Annotated in this window: 21 protein-coding genes and 1 tRNA gene; 20 read left to right on the top strand and 2 right to left on the bottom strand. The window is 53.5% G+C overall.

All coding sequences use genetic code 11. From position 1 onward, the window contains the following. Window positions 1-7 precede the first annotated feature (7 nt). The 5 genes from GCWU000342_RS00180 (at window position 8) to GCWU000342_RS00160 (ending at window position 3,726) form a co-directional block, all read left to right on the top strand. Window positions 8-412, top strand: coding sequence for a Fur family transcriptional regulator (locus tag GCWU000342_RS00180; RefSeq protein ID WP_006905087.1), 405 nt, complete (start codon window positions 8-10; stop codon window positions 410-412). A gap of 62 nt (window positions 413-474) precedes the next feature. Continuing rightward, window positions 475-1,485: a metal ABC transporter substrate-binding protein gene (locus tag GCWU000342_RS00175; RefSeq protein ID WP_006905086.1), complete on the top strand. Its 1,011-nt coding sequence runs from the start codon at window positions 475-477 to the stop codon at window positions 1,483-1,485. A 60-nt stretch (window positions 1,486-1,545) separates the two neighbouring features. Next, window positions 1,546-2,256: a metal ABC transporter ATP-binding protein gene (locus GCWU000342_RS00170; RefSeq protein ID WP_006905085.1), complete on the top strand. Its 711-nt coding sequence runs from the start codon at window positions 1,546-1,548 to the stop codon at window positions 2,254-2,256. Further along, a complete protein-coding gene (locus GCWU000342_RS00165; protein WP_006905084.1) occupies window positions 2,253-3,086 on the top strand; it encodes a metal ABC transporter permease in 834 nt (277 codons plus the stop codon). Before GCWU000342_RS00170 ends, GCWU000342_RS00165 begins: the two co-directional genes overlap by 4 nt. 4 nt (window positions 3,087-3,090) lie before the next feature. After that, entirely contained in the window at window positions 3,091-3,726 is a 636-nt protein-coding gene (locus GCWU000342_RS00160) for a hypothetical protein (protein WP_006905083.1), read from the top strand. Window positions 3,727-3,892: 166 nt separating this feature from the next. On the opposite strand, the gene GCWU000342_RS00155 is transcribed toward GCWU000342_RS00160, so the two are convergent. After that, a tRNA-Ala gene (locus tag GCWU000342_RS00155) sits at window positions 3,893-3,965 on the bottom strand. Between the two features lie 278 nt (window positions 3,966-4,243). On the opposite strand from GCWU000342_RS00155, the gene GCWU000342_RS00150 reads away from it, so the two are divergent. The 14 genes from GCWU000342_RS00150 to GCWU000342_RS00080 all read left to right on the top strand — a co-directional run bounded on the left by GCWU000342_RS00150 (window position 4,244) and on the right by GCWU000342_RS00080 (window position 19,295). Continuing rightward, complete coding sequence (locus GCWU000342_RS00150; protein WP_006905081.1) at window positions 4,244-4,513, top strand: IreB family regulatory phosphoprotein; 270 nt, start codon at window positions 4,244-4,246, stop codon at window positions 4,511-4,513. Beyond that, complete coding sequence (gene ruvX, locus GCWU000342_RS00145; RefSeq protein WP_006905080.1) at window positions 4,506-4,949, top strand: Holliday junction resolvase RuvX; 444 nt, start codon at window positions 4,506-4,508, stop codon at window positions 4,947-4,949. The genes GCWU000342_RS00150 and ruvX overlap by 8 nt, the downstream gene beginning before the upstream one ends. Window positions 4,950-5,122: 173 nt before the next feature. Then, a complete protein-coding gene (locus GCWU000342_RS00140) occupies window positions 5,123-5,395 on the top strand; it encodes a DUF1292 domain-containing protein (protein WP_006905079.1) in 273 nt (90 codons plus the stop codon). Window positions 5,396-5,697: 302 nt separating this feature from the next. After that, entirely contained in the window at window positions 5,698-7,413 is a 1,716-nt protein-coding gene (locus GCWU000342_RS00135) for a ribonuclease J (RefSeq protein WP_044961371.1), read from the top strand. A 4-nt stretch (window positions 7,414-7,417) separates the two neighbouring features. Continuing rightward, window positions 7,418-8,062: an O-methyltransferase gene (locus GCWU000342_RS00130; RefSeq protein ID WP_006905077.1), complete on the top strand. Its 645-nt coding sequence runs from the start codon at window positions 7,418-7,420 to the stop codon at window positions 8,060-8,062. A gap of 9 nt (window positions 8,063-8,071) precedes the next feature. Further along, complete coding sequence (locus GCWU000342_RS00125) at window positions 8,072-9,313, top strand: peptidase U32 family protein (RefSeq protein WP_006905076.1); 1,242 nt, start codon at window positions 8,072-8,074, stop codon at window positions 9,311-9,313. Next, the gene (locus GCWU000342_RS00120; protein ID WP_006905075.1) at window positions 9,310-10,356 is read left to right on the top strand and encodes a lactonase family protein; all 1,047 of its coding nucleotides are present in this window, start codon (window positions 9,310-9,312) and stop codon (window positions 10,354-10,356) included. Before GCWU000342_RS00125 ends, GCWU000342_RS00120 begins: the two co-directional genes overlap by 4 nt. Before the next feature lie 173 nt (window positions 10,357-10,529). Beyond that, window positions 10,530-11,627, top strand: a complete 1,098-nt coding sequence (gene aroC, locus GCWU000342_RS00115; RefSeq protein WP_045000015.1) for a chorismate synthase — start codon at window positions 10,530-10,532, stop codon at window positions 11,625-11,627. Between the two features lie 123 nt (window positions 11,628-11,750). Continuing rightward, a complete protein-coding gene (tgt, locus tag GCWU000342_RS00110) occupies window positions 11,751-12,887 on the top strand; it encodes a tRNA guanosine(34) transglycosylase Tgt (protein ID WP_006905073.1) in 1,137 nt (378 codons plus the stop codon). Between the two features lie 207 nt (window positions 12,888-13,094). Further along, a complete protein-coding gene (yajC, locus tag GCWU000342_RS00105) occupies window positions 13,095-13,460 on the top strand; it encodes a preprotein translocase subunit YajC (RefSeq protein ID WP_006905072.1) in 366 nt (121 codons plus the stop codon). 4 nt (window positions 13,461-13,464) lie between these two features. Continuing rightward, complete coding sequence (locus GCWU000342_RS00100) at window positions 13,465-15,072, top strand: CTP synthase (RefSeq protein WP_006905071.1); 1,608 nt, start codon at window positions 13,465-13,467, stop codon at window positions 15,070-15,072. Between the two features lie 401 nt (window positions 15,073-15,473). Next, entirely contained in the window at window positions 15,474-16,835 is a 1,362-nt protein-coding gene (locus tag GCWU000342_RS00090; protein WP_045000012.1) for an NCS2 family permease, read from the top strand. 220 nt (window positions 16,836-17,055) lie between these two features. After that, on the top strand, window positions 17,056-18,330 hold the full coding sequence (locus GCWU000342_RS00085; protein WP_044961374.1) for a hypothetical protein: 1,275 nt from the start codon (window positions 17,056-17,058) through the stop codon (window positions 18,328-18,330). Further along, window positions 18,327-19,295, top strand: coding sequence for a DUF6320 domain-containing protein (locus GCWU000342_RS00080; protein ID WP_006905067.1), 969 nt, complete (start codon window positions 18,327-18,329; stop codon window positions 19,293-19,295). The genes GCWU000342_RS00085 and GCWU000342_RS00080 overlap by 4 nt, the downstream gene beginning before the upstream one ends. Window positions 19,296-19,299: 4 nt before the next feature. Here the strand turns inward: GCWU000342_RS00080 and GCWU000342_RS00075 are convergent, their stop codons facing one another. Further along, window positions 19,300-20,535, bottom strand: a complete 1,236-nt coding sequence (locus GCWU000342_RS00075) for a 6-phosphofructokinase (RefSeq protein WP_006905066.1) — start codon at window positions 20,533-20,535, stop codon at window positions 19,300-19,302. A gap of 153 nt (window positions 20,536-20,688) precedes the next feature. Here GCWU000342_RS00075 and GCWU000342_RS00070 point away from each other — a divergent pair, with 153 nt between their 5' ends. Beyond that, the gene (locus GCWU000342_RS00070) at window positions 20,689-20,922 is read left to right on the top strand and encodes a hypothetical protein (RefSeq protein ID WP_006905064.1); all 234 of its coding nucleotides are present in this window, start codon (window positions 20,689-20,691) and stop codon (window positions 20,920-20,922) included. The last annotated feature ends 90 nt before the right edge of the window (window positions 20,923-21,012 follow it).

Here is a 21,012-nt window from a genome sequence, read left to right as displayed (position 1 = left end):
AGGAGCTATGCAGAGACGATATCACTCCAAGGGAGTTCAGGTTATCGAAGACTATATACAGAGGCATCCGGAACAGGCCTTTGACGTCGGGACACTGCTCAGGGATATGAGAGAACAGGATAAGACGGTAGACCGGGCTACGATATACCGAACTCTGGACCGGATGACCCGAGATCGCCGTCTGATTGCCTTTCGCCCGGACGATACAGATCGTCTGTTTTATCAGAGCGCCGCGGAGGGGGAGTCCTGCCATCGCCATCTGCATGCCAGGTGCAAAGTCTGCGGACGAGTCATCCATCTGGAAGACCTGTTTGCGGAGGACTTCCTGCGCCAGGTTCAGGAGGCCTACGGTTTTGAGGTGACAATAGACAACAGCGGCCTGTCCGGATATTGCAGGAACTGCCGAGGGTAGATAGACCTTGGCCGACATTTTTGGGAACGACATGGAGGAAATAGAAAGGATCTGTAAGACAAATGAAAAAAAAGATGGTATCTCTGCTGCTTGTGCCTGTTTTGGCCATGCTTGTATTTACGGGCTGCGGGTTTTCTGCGGCAAAGGGGACAGATGGGGAGAAAAAATCCGCGGAAGCCGGGCAGGAAAAGTACCGGATCGTCTGTACGACATATCCGCAGTATGACTGGGTGATGAACCTGGTGGGTCAACTTCAGGATAAATTTGATGTATCCTATCTGATGGAGAGCGGCGTCGATCTGCACAGTTACCGGCCGAGCGCGTCGGACATGGCCAAGATCGAGGGGGCCAATCTCTTTATCTATGTGGGCGGAGAGTCCGACGGATGGGTGGAAGACGCGCTGAAAGACAGGTCCAATCACTCGATAGAGACGGTCAATATGTTAGAGGCCCTCGGAGACGGCAAGAAGGAAGAAGAGGTCGTAGAGGGGATGCAGACAGAGGAAGAAGAGAAGGAGGAAGGGCAGAAGGAGCCGGAGTATGATGAGCATGTCTGGCTGTCCCTGAAAAATGCCCAGACTCTGGTGACTTTGATCTCAGACAAAATGAAGAAAATAGATCCGTCTGACGCTGATGCGATCGCTGCAAATACGCAGGATTATGTGAATAAGCTCAGAGAACTGGATGAAAGATATGAGAACGAGATCAAGAAATCAGGACATAAGGTCCTCCTGTTTGGAGACCGCTTTCCCTTTCGCTACCTGATTGACGATTACGGCCTCAAGTATTACGCTGCCTTTGTCGGATGCAGCGCCGAGACAGAGGCCAGCTTTCAGACGATCAGCTTCCTGGCGAAAAAGGCGGATGAGCTTCATTTACCGGTCATTCTGACCATCGAGAAGTCTGATCAGAAGATTGCCAGTACCATCCGGGAGAACACGAGAGAGAAGAACCAGAAGATTATGGCGATGGACTCCCTGCAGTCGGTATCAAGAGATGATATTGAAAAGGGAAAGACCTATCTGAAGTCTATGGAAAACAATTTGGAAGTTTTAAAGGCGGCCCTCAATTAAAACAGAGAAGTGAGGACAAGGGGTAGGATAAAGGAGTAAGGCAAAGGAGAAAGGCGATCGATGTCGTATATCAGATGCAGACACCTGTCTGTGGGATATGGTGGAAAAGCTGTCGCAAAGGATCTGAGCTTTGACTTGAATCCAGGGGATTACCTGTGTCTTGTCGGGATGAATGGCGCCGGCAAAAGCACCTTGATGAAGACGCTTTTAGGTTTACTGGATCCGGTATCCGGAGAAATCGAGATCGGTGACGGGCTCAAGTCGGAGGAGATCGGGTATCTGCCTCAGCAGAGCGCTCACCAGAAGAATTTTCCAGCGACCGTGTGGGAAGTGGCTATGTCCGGCACCGCCGTGAAGAACCGCCGCCTCTTCTATTCGAGAGAGGCAAAAGACCGGTGCGAGGAAAGGCTCAGACAAGTGGGTATGTGGGACATGCGCAAAAGCAGTTATCGTAATCTGTCCGGCGGCCAAAAGCAGAGAACCCTGCTGGCAAGAGCTCTATGCGCGGCGTCTAAGGTTCTGATTCTTGACGAACCGGTTGCGGGACTGGATCCGGCGGCAAGGAACCAGCTGTACCAGATTACGGGAGATCTTCACGCGGCCGGAGTCGCAATCATGATGATTACACATGATTTAAAGGCCATGGAGTATGCAGGTTATGTGCTCCATGTCGGGAGGAAACAGCATTTCTTCGGAACAAGGGAGGATTATCAGAAGAGCCTGTACTGGAAAACACTGCAGGCATGGGAAGAAGAGGCAATGGATTTATGATCGGTATGTTGATGTATTACCTGAATTTTCCATTTGTGCAGCGCGCCCTGATTGCCGGGATTTTGATTGCCATGTGTTCCGCCCTTCTCGGGGTGATTCTTGTACTCAGGGGGTTTTCATATATCGGAGACGGATTGTCGCATGCGGCCTTTGGGGCGATGGCGGTGGCTGCGATTTTAAAGCTGTCGGACTACAGCCTTCTGGTCATGCCGGTTACAATCCTCTGCGCCCTGGTGCTTCTGCGCTTTGGCTCAAGTGAGCGCATCCATGGCGACGCGACACTCGCCATCGTATCTGTCTCAACACTGGCGGCAGGCTATCTGCTGATGAATGTCTTTTCTGTCTCCGCCAATGTCTCAGGAGATGTCTGCACAACCCTCTTCGGTTCCACCTCTATTCTGACGCTGACCCGGGCCCAGGTGCAGATGTGCCTCGTGATGTCCCTGCTCACGGTGACGATCTTCGTTCTCTTTTATCATAAGATCTTCGCGGTGACCTTTGACGAGGACTTTGCCGCCGCGTCCGGGATCAGGGTGGGGGCCTATCAGACGATGATCGCGGTTTTGATCGCGGTGATTATCGTCATGGCAATGGATCTGGTCGGGTCGCTTTTGATTACGGCCCTCCTGGTATTTCCGGCTCTCTCGGCCATGCAGGTATTTCGCAGCTTCAGAGGATCGGTGATCTACGCGGCGGTCTTATCTGTGCTGGGAGCCGCGTTTGGAATTGTCTTCTCCATTCTGGCTTCTACGCCGGTTGGGGCAACTATCGTTCTGTTTGATATGGGAGTTTTCTTTTTACACCTTGTCGTGGGAAAGATCAGAGGTTGATCGGATGACGCATCGGTATCAATGTAAATTCACGATAAAAATAATTGCAGTCCTGTCTGCCTTCTTTCTGCTTACAGGCTGTGGCGCCAACCGGGCAGTCAGCCGCGGGAAAACCGGGAATAAGGTGGAGGATACTGTCCAGGGGCAAATCCAAAAGGAAAAGGACTCTTCAAACGCGGCAGATGATACGGTAAAAGCTCAGGACCCTGAGCCGGGGAGCAAAAGTCAGACCACAGAGTCCTCCGGGTCCGGGGACACTGGCAATCAGTCGCAGGCAAACGCAGACAGGGAAAAGCTGGACTGTGACCTGACAACGATGGGAGCCGACATGGTCTACGCCAACGTCTTTCAGATGATGACGGAGCCGGAGAGATTTGTGGGAAAGCGCATTCGAATTGCCGGAATTTTAAATGTCGTTTCCGTGGACGGGAACAATTACTACTGCTGTATTATTAAGGACGCGCAGGGTTGCTGTCAGAATGGAATTGAGTTTGTCTGGGGAGACGGAAGTCACCGGTATCCGGACGAGTATCCCGGGGAAAATACACAGATCTGCGTCACCGGGGTCTTTGAGACCTATCAGGAAAACGGGGGCCAAAATAAATACTGCAGGTTAAAAAACGCGGAGCTGAGCTGGTAGATGAAGCTGTTGGGGAATGATTTCTCCTATGACGTTTGTCCAAAGACAATGACCGGTCAGATCAAAATACGTTTACAAGCCGCCGACAATAGCATACAAAAAAGACCCCACAAGCTGGTGAAGTCTCAAAAAAATCAATGGCGCTCTAAAGTCTTAAAAATCATAGTGGAGACGGTGGGACTTGAACCCATGACCTCTTGAATGCCATTCAAGCGCTCTCCCAACTGAGCTACGCCCCCGAATCGGATGCACTTAGAATAACAGAGTCGTCCCTATCCGACAAGCTAAATTTTGGGGTGGGCCGGGCGAATTTTTGAGATGGGCCGGCGAATTCTTCGAGATTTTTTTGGATGGTTTGGCGGAGTAAATTCTGGCGATGGCCTGGCGGGAGCAAAGCCTGAGGATGGCTGGGGCTGGCCGGCAGGAACTGCCGCGGAGGAAGGTTTACATCTCGGGGCAGGTGTATTAGAATTGACAGGACGATGCTTGATCATAAGCAGTAAGGTGCGTGATTCATATGCAGAATTTAGAAAATACGCAGTATTTCAAGTTGACAAAGGATAATGAGGTGAGCACGAAGGAGATCCTTCGGGTTGTTTATGACGCTCTGGTAGAGAAGGGGTACAGCCCCTCCAATCAGATCGTCGGTTATATTATGTCTGGAGATCCCACCTTCATTACCAGCCACAAGGGCGCCAGAAGTCTCATCATGAAGGTGGAGAGGGACGAGATCGTCGAGGAATTGCTCAGATCCTATATTCTCAGTGAATTGAAGGATCATGACTAAGCCTCGTTTGGCAGATCATATCATGGCCTTAGACTACGGGGCCAAGACGGTTGGAGTGGCCTGCACGGATTCGCTCGGCCTGACAGCGCAGGCGGTGGAGACTGTCTGGCGAAAGCGCGAGAACAAGCTGCGAAAGACACTGGCCAGAATAGATCAGATTGCCAGAGACAGAGAGATTCGTCTGATTCTGGTGGGACTTCCTGTCAATATGGATGACAGTGAGGGCGAGAGGGCCGGGATGGCGAGAGACTTCGCCGATCAGGTCGCGCAGAGAACCGGAATTGCCGTCGAAATGTATGATGAGAGGCTTTCTACGATAGAAGCGGATGAGATCCTGGGAAAAAGCGGCGTCCCTGTCGGGAAACGCAAGAGACACCTGGATGAGCTCTCCGCCCAGCTGATTTTGGAGCGCTATTTGGAAGATTTGCGCCAGTGACAGATTTTCTGCTTTCTGCATAGAATAGAGATCACAGAGCTCCGTCCCGGAACTCTTTTTTGTGTGTTTGGGATGGGTTTATGGTCTGCCTTACAGAGCTTGCGGGAGAGTACGCAGGATCTCCATCTCTTCAGGGAATTGGACAAGAGACGATTTAGGACAGAGAGGGCTGTATGGAAGACAAAATCCCCACGATTACTTTTACAGATCTTGAGACCGGACAGACAGAGGAGCTCTATGTCTTAGAGGAGACGGTTCTGGCCGGCAGAAAATATCTTCTGCTGACAGAGGACCCGGCAGGAGACGCGGATGCCTTTATCTTTCGCGAGGAGGGGGAGGATGCGGATGACCTTACCTATTGTCCCGTCGAGGATGAGGATGAATATCAGGCGATCGCCAGGCTCTTTGAAGAGCTGATGGATGACACGGAATTTATCAGAGAATAAGATGCCCTGATATCGCGCCCATAAATTTATGACAAGCGGTCCAAATCGGGTGTGACACAGGACGAATGATGATAAGAAAGGATTAAATTATGACAGAAGAGATGAAAAAGAAGAAGGAAAGCAGCAGGGAACAGGCTGCCAGGCCTTATCGCCGCAGAGCGCCGCACAGAGAGGGCGCCGAGCAGGGACAGGAGACGCAGCAGGGAAGCCGCGCAAGGGGCCGCGGGAAAAACGAGAGCAGCCAGGAAAAAGAGAGCAGGACAACAGCGCCAAGACGCAGTACGCGCCCCAGAAAAACGGAGATGCAGGACCAGTCAGACCTGCCCCAGGTAAAGAGCGCAAGGGGACGCGGACGTAAGAAAGCCAATGGACCGACGGTAAAGATCATCCCTCTGGGCGGTCTTGGACAGATCGGCATGAATATCACCGCCTTTGAGTACGGCAACGACATCATTGTGGTGGACTGCGGTCTGGCCTTCCCCGATGACGATATGTACGGCGTGGATCTGGTGATTCCGGATATCACCTATCTGAAGGAAAACGAGAGCAAGATCCGGGGCTTCTTTATCACCCACGGACATGAGGATCACATCGGGGCCATTCCCTATGTTCTAAATGAGATTAATGCCCCTATCTATGCCACCAGGCTGACGATGGCTATTATCGAGCACAAGCTGGAGGAGAAGCACATGCTCTCCAAGGTCAAGCGCAAGGTGGTCAAATTCGGATCGACAATTACCGCCGGACAGTTCAAGGTTGAGTTCATTAAAACCAATCACTCCATTCAGGACGCGGCAGCGCTCGCCATCAGTTCCCCCGCGGGAACCATTGTGCACACCGGCGATTTCAAGGTGGACTACACACCCGTCTTTGGCGATCCCATAGATCTGCAGCGCTTTGCGGAGCTTGGAAAGAAGGGGGTCTTAGCCCTGCTCTGTGATTCCACAAATGCCGAGCGGAGCGGTTTTACCGCCTCCGAGAAGACGGTTGGCCACACCATCGACACCATTTTCGCCGAGCACAAGACCCAGCGCCTGATCATCGCCACCTTCGCCTCGAATGTAGACCGTGTGCAGCAGATCATCAATTCCGCCTACAAGTACGGCCGCAAGGTGGTCGTCGAGGGAAGATCCATGGTCAATATCATTGGGATTGCCTCTTCCCTGGGTTATCTGGACATTCCGGATAATACCCTGATCGACGTCAATGATATCCGCAATTATCCGGACAACAGGATCTGCCTGATCACCACCGGATCTCAGGGAGAGACTATGGCGGCTCTGTCCCGTATGGCCAATGGGATTCACCGCAAGGTACAGATTACTCCAAACGATGTCGTTGTCTTCTCCTCCCATCCGATTCCCGGCAATGAGAAGTCTGTCTCCGGCATCATGAACGAGCTGATCGCCAAGGGGGCTGAGATTGTCAACCAGGATGTCCATGTCTCAGGTCATGCCTGCGCCGAGGATATCAAGCTGATCTACTCTTTGGTCAAGCCCACCTATTCTGTCCCGGTTCACGGGGAGATCAAGCACCGCATGGCGCAGGGGCGTTTGGCTCAGGCGGTTGGGGTTCCAAAGGATCATGTTCTCATGATTCAGACCGGCGATGTTCTCGAGATCAACGAGGACTTCCACAAGGTGGTCGGCAAGGTTCAGACCGGCGCGGTTATGGTCGATGGACTCGGTGTCGGAGACGTCGGGAATATCGTCCTGCGCGACCGGCAGAAGCTGGCCGAGGATGGCATCATTATCGTTGCCATGACCATGGATTCCGCCTCCGGTGAGATTGTGGCCGGACCGGATCTGGTATCCCGCGGTTTCGTCTATGTCCGCGGGGCGGAGGATCTGATGGAAGACGCCCGGGCAGTCCTCAACGCGACGGTCAGAAAGTGCGAGGAGGATGGCATTTCCGACTGGGCAGAGATTAAGAATCAGATCAAGGACGCTCTTTCCGCCTTTGTCTGGAAGCAGACCCAGAGGAGTCCCATGATTCTGCCCATTATCATGGAAGTGTAAGACGATGGATGAGAGAAGGCTGAAGGGCTATTTGAGTTCTCTCTACCCGGATCTGACCGCTGACCTGGCTGTGGTTGAAAAGAGGGCCCTGGCGGACCATGTGCCCGTCATTCGCAGGGATACCCAGCAGTATCTTCGCACCCTCCTCGCCCTGCGTCGTCCGGCTGGGATTCTTGAAGTCGGGACAGCGGTCGGTTTTTCGGCATCCTTTATGGCAACCTATAATCCTGTATCCTGCAGGATCACTACGATTGAGAACTATCAGCCGAGAATTTCTGCCGCCAGAGAGAACTTTCGCAGGATGGGATTAGAGGAGGAGATCACCCTTCTGGAGGGAGACGCCCGGGATGTCCTGCCAGGATTAAAAGGCCCCTATGACCTGATTTTCATGGACGCGGCCAAGGGCCAGTACATCAATTACTGGCCGCAGCTGATCCGTCTGTCCGGCCCTGGCAGTGTCATCGTCACGGATAATGTCCTGCAGGAGGGGGATATCATCGAGTCCCATTTTGCTGTGACCCGGCGCAATCGAACCATACACAAGCGCATGCGAGAGTACCTGTGGGAGCTGACCCACGACGGGCGATTTGTCACCGACATTCTCAATGTCGGCGACGGTCTCTCGGTCAGCGTGCGCGTCAAACAGTAAGGACTTTTCATGAGACCTATTGAACTGCTCTGTCCCGCTTCCAGTCTTGAGGTTTTAAAGACGGCGGTCATCTACGGGGCAAATGCTGTCTATATCGGCGGGGAGGCGTTTGGCCTTCGAGCCAATGCCAGAAACTTCAGCCTAAAGGAAATGGAGGATGGCATCGCCTTCGCCCACGCGCGGGGGGTCAAGGTCTATGTCACCGCTAATATCTATGCCCACAATGAGGATCTGGACGGGGTCAGGGAATATTTCAGGCAGCTGGATCAGATCAGGCCGGATGCCATCCTGATCGCGGACCCGGCGGTCTTTATGATCGCCCGGGAGGTCTGCCCCGGGATCGACATTCACATCTCCACCCAGGCCAATAACACCAATTGGGGAACCTATAACTTCTGGCATTCCCTGGGAGCGACCCGCGTCGTTGCCGCCAGGGAGCTCTCCCTTGCGGAGATCAGGGAGATCCGGGATCATATTGATTCGAATCTTGAGATCGAGGCCTTTGTTCACGGGGCCATGTGCATGGCCTATTCCGGCCGTTGCCTGCTCTCTAACTATATGACGGGAAAGGATGCCAACCAGGGCGAGTGTACACACGCCTGCCGCTGGAAGTACAGCCTGGTGGAGGAGAAGCGGCCCGGTCAGTATATGCCCATCGAGGAGGACGCGCGCGGCAGCTACATCATGAATTCCAAGGATCTGTGCATGATCGAGCATATCCCGGAGATGATTGATGCGGGCATTGACTCCCTTAAGATCGAGGGACGCATGAAGACCGCCCTCTATGTAGCTACGGTAGCCCGCACCTACCGCAGGGCTATTGACGACTATCTTAAGGATCCGGGTTTGTACCAAAAGCACATGGACTGGTATCGGGAGCAGATCCGCTCCTGCACCTATCGCCAGTACTCGACGGGCTTTTTCTTCGGCAAGCCCAGCGAGGAGGACCAGATCTACGAGGAAAATTCCTATGTCAGGGGGGCCACCTATCTGGGACAGGCGCAGAAAATTCGGGAGGACGGGACCTTTCTTATCGAACAGAAGAACAAGTTCTGCCTTGGAGACAGCATTGAAATCATGAAGCCGAATGGGGATAATGTAGAGGTGACTGTGACATCGATCGCCGACAGCGAGGGCAAGCCCCAGGAGTCCTGCCCCCATCCCAGGCAGATGATATGGATTGGGGTCGATGGAGGCACAGTCGACCAATACGATATCCTGCGGAGACAGGAGGAGGCGCGAGAAGGATGATGACAAGCAAGAAGTATGTGGCCTATGTCGGTATTTATACGCAGAAGGATCCGATGGGGATTCATGTCTATGACCTGGATCCCGACAGCGCGGTTCTTAGGGAGCGGTCCAAGGTCAAGGCAGACAATGTCTCTGATGTGCGTATCTCCTCAGACGGGCAGTATCTCTACGCGACTGTGGATCAGGGCCTGTCCGCCTACCATATAGATGGCAACGGGGACCTGGAATTCATCAATACTAACTGGATCGGAGGCATGCGGGGACATTCCCTCTGCCTGGATTCCAAGAGGCGCTATGCTTTTGTCGGCGGTTTTCACGATGGCCGCGTGACCATGATGCGGATCAATGCCGACGGATCGGTCGGTGATATCGCCGACGGTATTTTCCATCAGCGACTGGGCTTCTCCTCCGTCGAGAAGAGAGAGGATCCCCACGTCACCAGCGTTGTTCTGACTCCGAACGAGAAGTATCTCTGCGCCGTGGACAAGGGCATCGATCAGGTCAAGATCTACGAGGTGGACTACGAGAGGGGCAAGTTAAAGCTCGAAAACATCATCCGCTGTCCCATGAATTCTGCTCCCCGTACCATGGCCTTCGGTATCAATGGCAAGCAGGCTTATATCCTGACCGAGACGACCAATACGGTGATGGTTCTCGATTATAGAGAAGACCGGGGGGCCCAGTTTGACCTGGTCCAGGAGCTGCGTCTCTTCACCAAGGCGGGCAACGCCGCCTGTGCCGACCTGGAGCTCTCCGCGGACGGCAAGTATCTCTATGTCTCTGTCGACGCCAGAAATTCCGTCGCCTGCAATGCGATTGATGACAAGGGCAGGCTGACCTGGATCTTCACAACCCATATCTCCGGGGACTATCCCAAGGAGCTGGCCCTTCTGCCGGGGGGCGATTACTATCTGGTATTAAACCACGACAGCGATGAGATCCGCAGTTTTCATCTCAATCACGAAAAGAACTACGGACTGATGAAAAATAAACCCATTGCCTTGTCCACTCCCAACTGCATTCTGATCCATGAAATCAGGTGATTTTGGTAAGGCTTCAGGGGGAACCGCTTTGCGGTTCCCCTATTCCGTTGCTCATGACGATCAAATGACTGCGGAGAGTTTCGGATTCAGCCCAATTTAAAATGTGCCAGTAAATATTTCTGGAGAGCGGGTCACCAGTGGCTGCTCTTGCGGCTCAAAGAAAAGAGATGTGTATGGCAGGATCTACATTTGGCAAATACTTTCGGGTGACGACCTGGGGAGAGTCTCACGGTCAGGCTCTGGGCTGTGTTGTAGACGGGGTTCCCGCGGGGCTTTCCCTTAGCGCGGAGGACATTCAGGTCCTCTTGAATCGGCGCAGACCCGGGCGGTCTGCGTTCACAAGCAAGCGAAGAGAAGACGATGAGATCGAGATTCTCTCCGGCGTCTTCGAGGGAAAGACCACCGGGACGCCCATTTCCCTTCTGGTTCGCAATCAAGATCAGCACTCCGGGGACTACAGCGACATCGCGCACGCCTTTCGGCCCGGACACGCCGACTGGGGCTTTTTCGCCAAATATGGCTTCCGGGACTACCGGGGCGGAGGCAGGTCCTCCGGAAGAGAGACCATTGGCCGGGTGGCCGCCGGCGCCATTGCGGAGAAGATCCTGGCTGAGTTGGGCATCTTCGTCTGCGCCTATACCAAGGCCATTGGCCCGGTCGTCTGCCAGAGCTTCGACGCGGAGGAGATCAATAAAAACATGCTCTATATGCCGGATCACGAGGCGGCAGAGAGGGCTGGGATCTATCTGGCCGACTGCATGAGGAATCTGGACTCCTCCGGCGGCGTGGTTGAGTGTCGCATCAAAGGGGTACCTGCCGGCGTGGGAGAGCCTGTATTCGACAAGCTGGACGCCTCTTTGGCCAGGGCCATCTGCTCCATCGGAGCGGTCAAGGGATTTGAAGTGGGAGACGGATTTGCCGTCGCCCGGTCCAGGGGCAGTGACAACAATGACGCCTTTGCCATGGATGGTCAGAGGGTCATCAAGAAGACCAACCACGCCGGAGGTATCTTGGGAGGCTTCTCCGACGGGGATGAGATCATCTTTCGGGCAGCCGTAAAGCCGACCCCTTCCATTGCCCAAAGACAGGAGACGGTCAACGAGGCGGGGGAGGAGATCGACATGGAGATTGTGGGACGCCATGATCCGGTCATCGTTCCCAGAGCCGTTGTCGTCGTCGAGTCCATGGCGGCCGTTACCCTGGTCGACCTGCTTTTTGCGAACATGACGGCTCGGATGGATCGTATCGCGAGCTTCTACCGGGACAAGTGAGCTTTGGAATCGGAGGATCTTGTCGGATCCGAAGGATGCTTCACGACAATGGAATTCTCGTGAGACCTGTATTCCATTGTTTCGCTGTCAGAGACTTTTTCGATGCGGTGGTGAGGAAGAGATATGTATCAATTGCTGAAGACAGAGGGCCGGGCCAAGCGTGCAAAATTCACCACGGTGCACGGGACAGTAGAGACCCCTCTCTTTATGAACGTGGGTACGGTCGGCGCCATCAAGGGAGCCGTCTCCACAGAGGATTTGAAGGAACTGGGCTGTCAGATTCAGTTGTCCAATACCTACCACCTGCATGTCAGAACGGGAGATGAGACCATCCGTGAGCTGGGCGGCCTGCACAGGTTCATGGTCTGGGACCGGCCCATTCTGACTGATTCGGGCGGCTTCCAGGTCTTCTCCCTGGCCGGTCTTCGCAGGATCCGGGAGGAGGGAGTCACTTTCCGCAGTCACATCGACGGGCACAGGATCTTCATGGGACCTGAGGAGAGCATGCGGATTCAGTCCAATCTGGGCTCTACGATTGCCATGGCATTTGACGAGTGCCCGGACGCCCTGTCTGAGCGGGATTACGTGCAAAAGTCCGTCGATCGAACCTACCGCTGGCTGGTTCGCTGTAAGGAGGAGATGGCGCGGCTCAACGCTCTGGAGGGGAGGGTCAATCCCCAGCAGATCCTCTTTGGGATCAATCAGGGAGCAATTTTCCCGGACATTCGCATCGAACACGCCAGGCGGATCGCTGAACTCGAGCTCCCGGGCTATGCGATCGGAGGACTGGCTGTTGGAGAGAGCCATGAGCAGATGTACCGGATCCTGGACGAGGTGGTTCCCTATCTGCCCCAGGACAAGCCCACTTACCTGATGGGGGTCGGTACACCACAGAACATCTTAGAAGCGGTCGAGAGGGGAGTGGATTTCTTCGACTGCGTCTATCCCAGCAGAAATGCCCGCCACGGTCAGCTCTATACTCACCGGGGCAAGATCAACATCAAAAACGCGAGGTACGAGAAGGACATGAAGCCCATTGAGGAGGGCTGCCGGTGCCCAACCTGTCAGACCTATTCCAGAGCCTATATCCGCCACTTGATGAAGGCCAATGAGATGCTGGGCATGCGGCTCTGCGTCATGCATAATCTCTATTTTTATAACCATCTGATGGAGGAAATCAGAAATGCCCTGGATCAGGGCCGCTTCGCGGAATTCAAGAGGCAGACGCTGGCCGATATGGATGGAAATGAGAGGAAGTGACTGATTGAGGAGGCCTGCGTAAGGAGAGTGAGGGTATATCAGGAATTATATCGGCTGAATCTGAGCGGCTTATACCGGGGCTTATAACCAGGTGAATTCGAGCGGCTTATACCGGGGCTTATCAGGAGAATTCGAGCGGATCTTGCCTTGTCAAAGGCCCATGCTTCCGATACAATGGCAGTATATTTTGGTTAGGAGGAGAACAGAATGTTAGCAGCAAACGGTGGTTCCATTACCATGATCATCTGGATCGTCATTATCTTCGCTTTTATGTATTTTATGATGATCCGTCCCCAGCAGAAGGAGCAGAAGCAGAAGACGGCCATGCTCAGTTCTCTGGCAGTTGGAGATACTGTCATGACGACCAGCGGTTTCTATGGTGTGGTTATTGATATTGACGAGGAGACGGTCATTGTCGAGTTCGGCAGCAACAAGAACTGTCGTATTCCCATGTCAAAGTCGGCAATTTCACAGGTAGAGAAGCCTGAGGATGCGGCCAGGGCGGCGGATGAGAGCAAAAATCCCATCGAGCAGCCTGAGAAGAAGGGACTGTTCGGCAGAAAGAAGGATTGATCGAATGACCAAGCATGTATTTGTGACAGGCGGTGTTGTCTCCGGTCTCGGCAAGGGAATTACCGCGGCTTCTCTGGGACGCCTGCTCAAGATGCGCGGCTATAAGGTGGCATCTCAGAAGCTGGATCCCTATATGAATATAGATCCGGGCACAATGAGTCCTTTCCAGCACGGGGAAGTCTATGTTACCGAGGACGGCGCGGAGACGGATCTGGATCTGGGACACTATGAGCGCTTTATTGATGAGAATCTGAACAAGTACTCCAATCTGACTTCCGGAAGGACCTACTGGAACGTCTTGAACCGGGAGCGAGAAGGCGGTTATCTGGGGAAGACGGTGCAGATCATCCCCCATATCACCGATGAGATCAAGAATTTCATCTACATGGGCGCGGAGACGACCAAAGCGGACGTCCTGATTACTGAGATCGGCGGAACCATCGGCGATATTGAGTCCCAGCCCTTCCTTGAGGCGATTCGTCAGATCTCTTTAGAGAAGGGACCTGAGAACTGTCTCTTTATTCATGTGACCCTGGTTCCCTTTTTGTCGGGGTCGGATGAATTGAAGTCCAAGCCCACCCAGCACTCTGTCAAGGAATTGCGGGGGATCGGCATCAATCCCAACGTCATTGTCTGTCGCGCGGATCGGCCCATGACAGAGGACATCATCGGCAAGATCGCCATGTTCTCCAATGTCCCCAAGGATTGCGTCGTGGAGAACTCCACCATGGACTGTCTCTATGAGGCGCCCCTGATGCTGCACCGCAATGGCCTGGACCAGGCGGTCTGCCGGCAGTTGGGCCTTGGCAATGACCTGTCTGAGGACAATGAGAAGCTGCTCGCCTGGAGTCAGATGGTTGACCGGGTGAAGCATCCCAAGAGGACGACGAGGATCGCGATCGCCGGTAAGTATGTGGCGCTTCACGATGCCTATCTGTCGATTCGCGAGGCCCTCTATCATGGAGGCTATGCCAATAATGCCGAGGTAGAGGTCGAGTGGATCAATACGGAGGAAGTGACAAGGGAGAACGCCGCCGAGATCTTCGCTGGCGTTTCAGGTATCCTGGTGCCCGGCGGTTTTGGCGAGCGGGGAATTGAAGGGATGGTACAGACCTGCCGTTATGCCCGCGAGAACAATATTCCCTACTTTGGCATTTGCCTGGGAATGCAGATCAGTGTCATCGAGTATGCCAGAAATGTGGCAGGGATTTCGGATGCCAATTCCGGAGAATTCAATGAGAATGGCAAGAACAATGTCATCGATCTGATGGAAGAGCAGATGCACATTGTCCGCAAGGGAGGCACGATGCGCCTGGGGGCTTATCCCTGTAAGATCGCGGAGGGAAGCGTCCTCAAGAGAGCCTACGGGCAGGATCTGATTCAGGAGCGCCACCGCCACAGGTTTGAGTTTAACAATAAATATCGCGATATTCTGCAGGAGGCGGGGCTGACCATATGCGGCACCTCTCCGGATGGCCTGATCGTTGAGGCGGTTGAGGATGAGAGCAGGAGATTCCATGTGGGCGTGCAGTTCCACCCGGAGTTCAAGTCCCGTCCCAATAAGCCGCATCCTCTCTTTGCCAGCTTTATCAAGGCGAGTCTGGGAGACTGACAGGTTCAGGTGACAGATTCCTTTCAAAAAGGGATCCTGCGGGTCAAAAGAAGGATCCTGCGGTTTTGTCAGATGGGGCCTGCGGGCGGAGGATTTCCCGAAATGCGCCGGGCCAATCGGCGTGTCGGCAGGAGACGAACAAAATATAAAATTTTTATTAAATTTACCTTGTCGGGTCAGCCAGCCATGGCATATAATAGACTCGTTCATTACGAAGGCATCTTGTTCGCTATGAATAAGGTGCTTTCTTCATTCATGGCAGTTGCGTGTACACAGGCTGTGCAGGCGAGTGCTGACCGGCCTGTTCCCATGACGTGGACAGGGATCTTGACATCGGAGCCCTCTCTGCAACTCCGGACAGTGCCGGGGACACCGTATATCCAAAGGAGGAGAATCAAAGGATGTTAGAAAAACTGTTTAAGCTCAAGGACAATCACACAACAGTGAGGACGGAGGTGCTGGGAGGAATTACCACCTTTATGACCATGGCGTATATCCTGGCCGTCAACCCCTCCATCCTCTCCGCGGCAGGCATGGATGCCAACGCGGTTTTGATGGCGACTGCCCTGTCTGCCTTTGTTGGCACCATGGTTATGGCTCTTTTTGCCAACTATCCCTTTGCGCTGGCCTCAGGTCTGGGATTAAATGCCTACTTCGCATACACTGTATGCGGTAAGATGGGATATTCCTGGCACCTCGCCCTTCTGGCCGTCTTCGTTGAGGGCCTGATCTTTATTGTCCTGTCTTTGACCAATATTCGGGAAGCTATCTTCAATGCCATTCCAGTGACCTTGAAGAAGGGAGTATCTGCCGGTATCGGTCTCTTCATCGCCTTTATCGGTTTCCAGAACGGCAAGGTTGTTGTCAATGATGATTCCAATCTGGTAAGCATTGTAAATTTTCATGATGTTGATTTTCATACAATTGGCATTTCGGCTCTTCTGACCCTGATCGGCCTGATGATTATCTTCATCCTGGCCATTAAGAAGGTAAAGGGTTCTCTTCTGATCGGAATCTTTGCCACCTGGATCATCGGTATTATCTGTCAGCTGATCGGGGCCTACACTGTGGACGCGGCCAAGGGCTTCTATTCTCTGATTCCCTCTTATTCCAGCTTTGATATCACATCCATCGGCCTGACTTTCGGCAAGGCCTTTGACATGCAGGGAATAAGCTTTAAACCGCTGGATTTCGCAGTTGTCATCTTTGCCTTCCTCTTTGTCGATGTCTTTGATACGCTGGGAACGGTTGTCGGCTGCGCCAACAAGGCTGGCATGCTGGATAAGGAGGGGAAACTCCCCCGCATTAAGCAGGTTCTGACCGCAGACGCGATCGCGACCTCTGTCGGAGCTGTTCTGGGTACTTCCACCACGACGACCTTCGTTGAATCTTCTGCCGGTTTCGCTGAGGGAGCCCGCACCGGACTGGCGTCTGTTGTGACCGCCCTTCTCTTCCTGGTATCCATCGTCTTTGCGCCCATTTTCACGACCATCCCCAGCTTCGCGACCGCGCCGGCTCTGATCTATATCGGCTTCCTCATGATTGAGTCTGTGGTGGAGATTGATTTCAGCGACCTGACCGAGGCAGTGCCCGCTTATCTGTGCATGATTGCTATGCCTCTGATGTATTCCATTTCCGAGGGAATTGCTGTCGGCGTCATCTCTTACGTGATCATCAATCTGGTCTGCGGCAAGGCCAAGAAGATCACCCCCCTCATGTATATTCTCTGCCTGCTCTTTATTCTCAAGTACGGATTTATGTAAGTGCTTGCCCCGGGGAAAGACCCTTTGATCCTCGGTGAAGAGTCTGTAAAGAAATTGTTTCGAGAGTTTGTTTGTCAGATCCCGTCCCCTTTTTGGGGGGCGGGATCTTTCCATATCTGATAAAATGGTGCTTGCGACAGCAGAAGATTTTACAGCAAAAAACCTGCTCTTAGACGGGAATGTGACCTTATGTTCCGAAGGAGGAAAAGGGGAAGAAAGCATGGGAAAAAGAGAGCGCTCCTGGGAGAAACTGGACAATACGGCAAATATTTTCCCGGTGATTGCCAGTGACCAGATGACCAATACCTATCGGATTTCCTGCTGCCTTAAAGAGCTTGTCGACGCAGAGACGCTGCAGGAGGCAGTCGACCTGGTGACACCCAGATTCCCGGGCTTTCATGTCCGCCTTCGGAGGGGTGTCTTCTGGTATTATCTGGAGGAGAATCACAAGCCGGCTCCGCGCGTCAAGGAGGAACACGCCTATCCCTGCCGACTGATCCATACGAGCCGCAATAATTCCTATCTCTTTCGAGTCAGCTATTTTCGTGACAGGATAAATCTGGAGGTCTTTCATGCCCTGGCGGACGGGGTGGGCGCGATTGGATTTTTAAGAGAGATCGTCTATCAGTATTTGCGTCTGGCTCATGAAGAACTCCGAAGGGAGGGGGACGGACTCTCTCCGGAGACCTCCTTGGATCGTGAGGACGCCTTCCTTCGCAATTACCGCAGGGCGCACAAGAATCAATACAAGTCGGGCAAGGCCTATCTGATCCGGGGGCGCAAGCTGCCGGCCGATGCCATGGGAGTTTTTCACGGCTATATGTCTCTTGGCCAGATCAGGGAGGTGGCCAGAAACAGATACGGGGTTTCCATCAATGAGTATCTGATTGCCGCATATGTATGGGCGGTTTACCGGGAGGATTATCACCGGCTGGTCAGGAGCGGCAGACCCCTTCGTGTCGCTGTCCCGGTGAATCTGCGGCCCTTTTTCGCGTCTGAGACCACCAAGAATTTCTTCGTTATGGTCTCTGCGGAATTCCTCCCGCAGAAGGAGGACTACAGCTTCGCGGAAATTGCCGGGATGATTCATAAAAGCCTGCGCAGTCAGATTACCAGGGAGAATCTGGAGGCGATTTTCTCCTACAATGTCTCGAACCAGGACTATCTGGCAGCGCGCGCAGTCCCTCTGCCCCTGAAAAATCTGGCCATGCGCTTCATCTATAATCGGACGGCGGCGGCCAATACCACGACGATTACAAACATTGGAAATATTAGTGTTGAAGATAAGTATCGCTCCTATATTCGCGCCTTCCACTGCTTTTTGGCCTTTTCCAGAGGGCAGGGGTTAAAGGCGACCATCACCTCATACCAGGATACGCTGGTCTTTTCGGTCAGCAGCCGGTGGGAGGGAACGGGGATACAGAGAGATATTTTCCGGCAGATCGCCCGTGACGGGATTGAACTTGCCCTGGAGTGCAACGGGGGAAATGAATGAAATACTGTAAGAAGTGCGACATTAAAATTCTGGATGAACTGGAGTATTGTCCGCTCTGCCGCAGCGCCCTTTGCCCCATAAAAGAGCTCGATCCGCTCGACGCGGCCCGTATCCGCCTGCTGAAGGAGGACGAGAAGAGGCTTGACGCCAGGGAGGAAGAGTTAAGGGGAAAGAGGGAGGAGTTTGAGGCTGCCTGCGGGCAAAGAGACAGGGAGATACAGGCGATTCGCGAGAACGCGGCCGACCACAGGGTCGGTACAAAAGAGGCCAGGAAGCAGATAAAACAGAGTCGAAACCGCTTCAGACAGCAGATCAGAGAGGGCAGGCTGACGACAAAGGGACAGCTTCGCCTGGCTGAGCACAAGCTGGAGCGGCGGCGGGAGAGAAGAGAGGGGGGATTGCTTGCCTATCCCAATGTAGTGATCCGCCAGAAGAAGTACGCAATCGTCCTGCGGGCTCTTGTCTTTGCCGCTCTGCTTGTCAGCTCCCTGTCGCTTCTGATCGACCATTATTTCAATCATGCTTTCAGCTGGAGTCTGACCGTCCTGGAGTCCCTTCTCTTTATGGCATGGATGCTCTATCTTTTCTACAAGGACCTGGGCTATATGCGGCGTATTTTCGGGGGCGTTTTCGGAGGGCTGGTCTGTTTCTTCTTCATCGACCTGCAATATGGTCTCTTTCAGTGGTCCTTTAGCTATTCTTATCCCATTGCTGTCCTGCTGATTGAGCTGTCCCTGCTGATTCTGATGCTGGTCAATCGCCGAAACTGGGAGAGCTATCTGATCGTTCAGATCCTCATGCTCCCCCTCGGCTTCCTCAGTATGGTCTTCTACTGGCTCGGTCTGGCGGAAGAGGAGCTCCTGTCGGAGATCGCCCTTCTCTTTCCCATCCTGGTATTCCTGGGAACTCTGCTTCTGGGAGGCCGGAGGGCGCTGGCGGAGCTGCGGAGAAGATTTCATATATGACGAATCATCCCCGCAGGTGTGACAGGTCCAGATAATCCGGCAGGCCGTTCTTATAGAAAAGAGAGGGCTGGCCGCTGATCAAAGGGGCCAGATAATCGATCATCTCCTGTCTGACATCATTGCCGGCATCGTTGATCCAGGCGAGGGGAACAGACCGGACCTTATTGGCAATCTGATCGATGGGAGAGGACGCAATTCTGGTCTGATAGCTGGTCCCCTCGATTCGATGGATCGTCATCATCTGTCCGCTTTTGCCCTCCATCGAGGCCGTCAACGCGTAAGCGCCCTGGTCGTGGGACTCGGTCAGATCAGTCTCGGAAGCGCAGTGGGCAGCCGCTCTTTGCAGGACATTGAGTTCGATGGAACGGGTTTTGACGTGCAGCTGATCTCTCATGACGGTCTCCAGAGCCTTGCCGGTGCCGGACAGCTGGGCGTGACCGAATTTGTCTCTGACAGCCTGGTTGGCGCTCAGATAGTTCCCCTGGGCGTCGCGGATCCCCTCAGAGACGGCAATAATGATATTGTTCTCCCGTTCCAGCAAGCTCTTCGTGTCCCGTACGCAGGCTGCGAGATCGAAGGGAACCTCCGGCAGATAGATCAGCTGAGGCGCGGGGGAGCTATCCGTTCGAGCCAGGACAGAGGCCGCGGTCAGCCAGCCGGCGTCGCGGCCCATAATCTCAACGATGGTGACAGACTTGACGGCATAGATGTAGGCGTCGCAGGCGATTTCCCGGAGACTGGTCGCTATGTATTTGGCGGCGGAGCCAAAGCCCGGCGTGTGATCCGTATGCGCAAGGTCGTTGTCGATGGTCTTGGGGATCCCCAGAATTTTGACCGACGAGCGGTTCTTTTCGGCGAAGCGGGAGAGCTTTAAGACTGTGTCCATGGAGTCGTTTCCGCCGATATAGAAGAAGGAATCAATGTCATATTTCTGAAAGAGGAGGAAGATTCGCTTGCAGATCCTTTCCCCTTCTTCGCTGTCGGGATCCGGCAGCTTGTATCGGCAGGAACCCAGATACATAGCCGGGGTGTGAATCAGACGATCTGTGAAATCGGGAGTCTTTGACATGATCCGGGACAGATCTAAAAGACGATCATCCAAGATGCCGGTGATCCCATTTAGAGCGCCGTAGCAGCGGCCGAAATAGGACCGGTTTGCGTTGGCGTCAAGCAAGCCCGCCAGGCTGGCATTGATGGCGACAGTAGGTCCGCCGGATTGGGCGATGATGCAATTTCTCATAGGATTTCCTCTCTTTTGGCCGTGGAAGGGATTCGTCTTGCTCTGATTTTCATCATAAAAAAAGAGGAGGGCATTTACAAGGGGGATAAATATCCCATTAATGGTATAGGATAGATATTATACTTGCCTCAGCAAATACGAAATGAGGCAGATATGAATATGAAAACAGGAAACCACGGAAACAGAAAAGAAGAGAAGCTGACAGGGAACCGGGACAGACTCGCGGCTCTGGGACTTCTGGCAGCTCTCTGGTCACTTGTCCTCGTCAGCGTCGGTCTCTGGGTTTTTGACCAGAGGATCAGCAGCATGGATATATGGCAGCTGGTCAGTCTCTTTTTGCTCACGCAGATGGGGGTTTTTGTCTGTTTGACTGCTCGCGGCCGGTGAGGGTGCGTTTGACGATGCAGGGGCATTTCCTTATAATTTGTTAGAACAAGGCACACGGGTGCCCGGGCGATTTGCCCTTGATTTCAGACC

Source organism: Shuttleworthella satelles DSM 14600, assembly GCF_000160115.1.
In the GTDB taxonomy this organism is placed as follows: Bacteria; Bacillota; Clostridia; order Lachnospirales; family Lachnospiraceae; genus Shuttleworthia; species Shuttleworthia satelles.
This window is presented reverse-complemented; position numbering and strand designations above follow the sequence as displayed.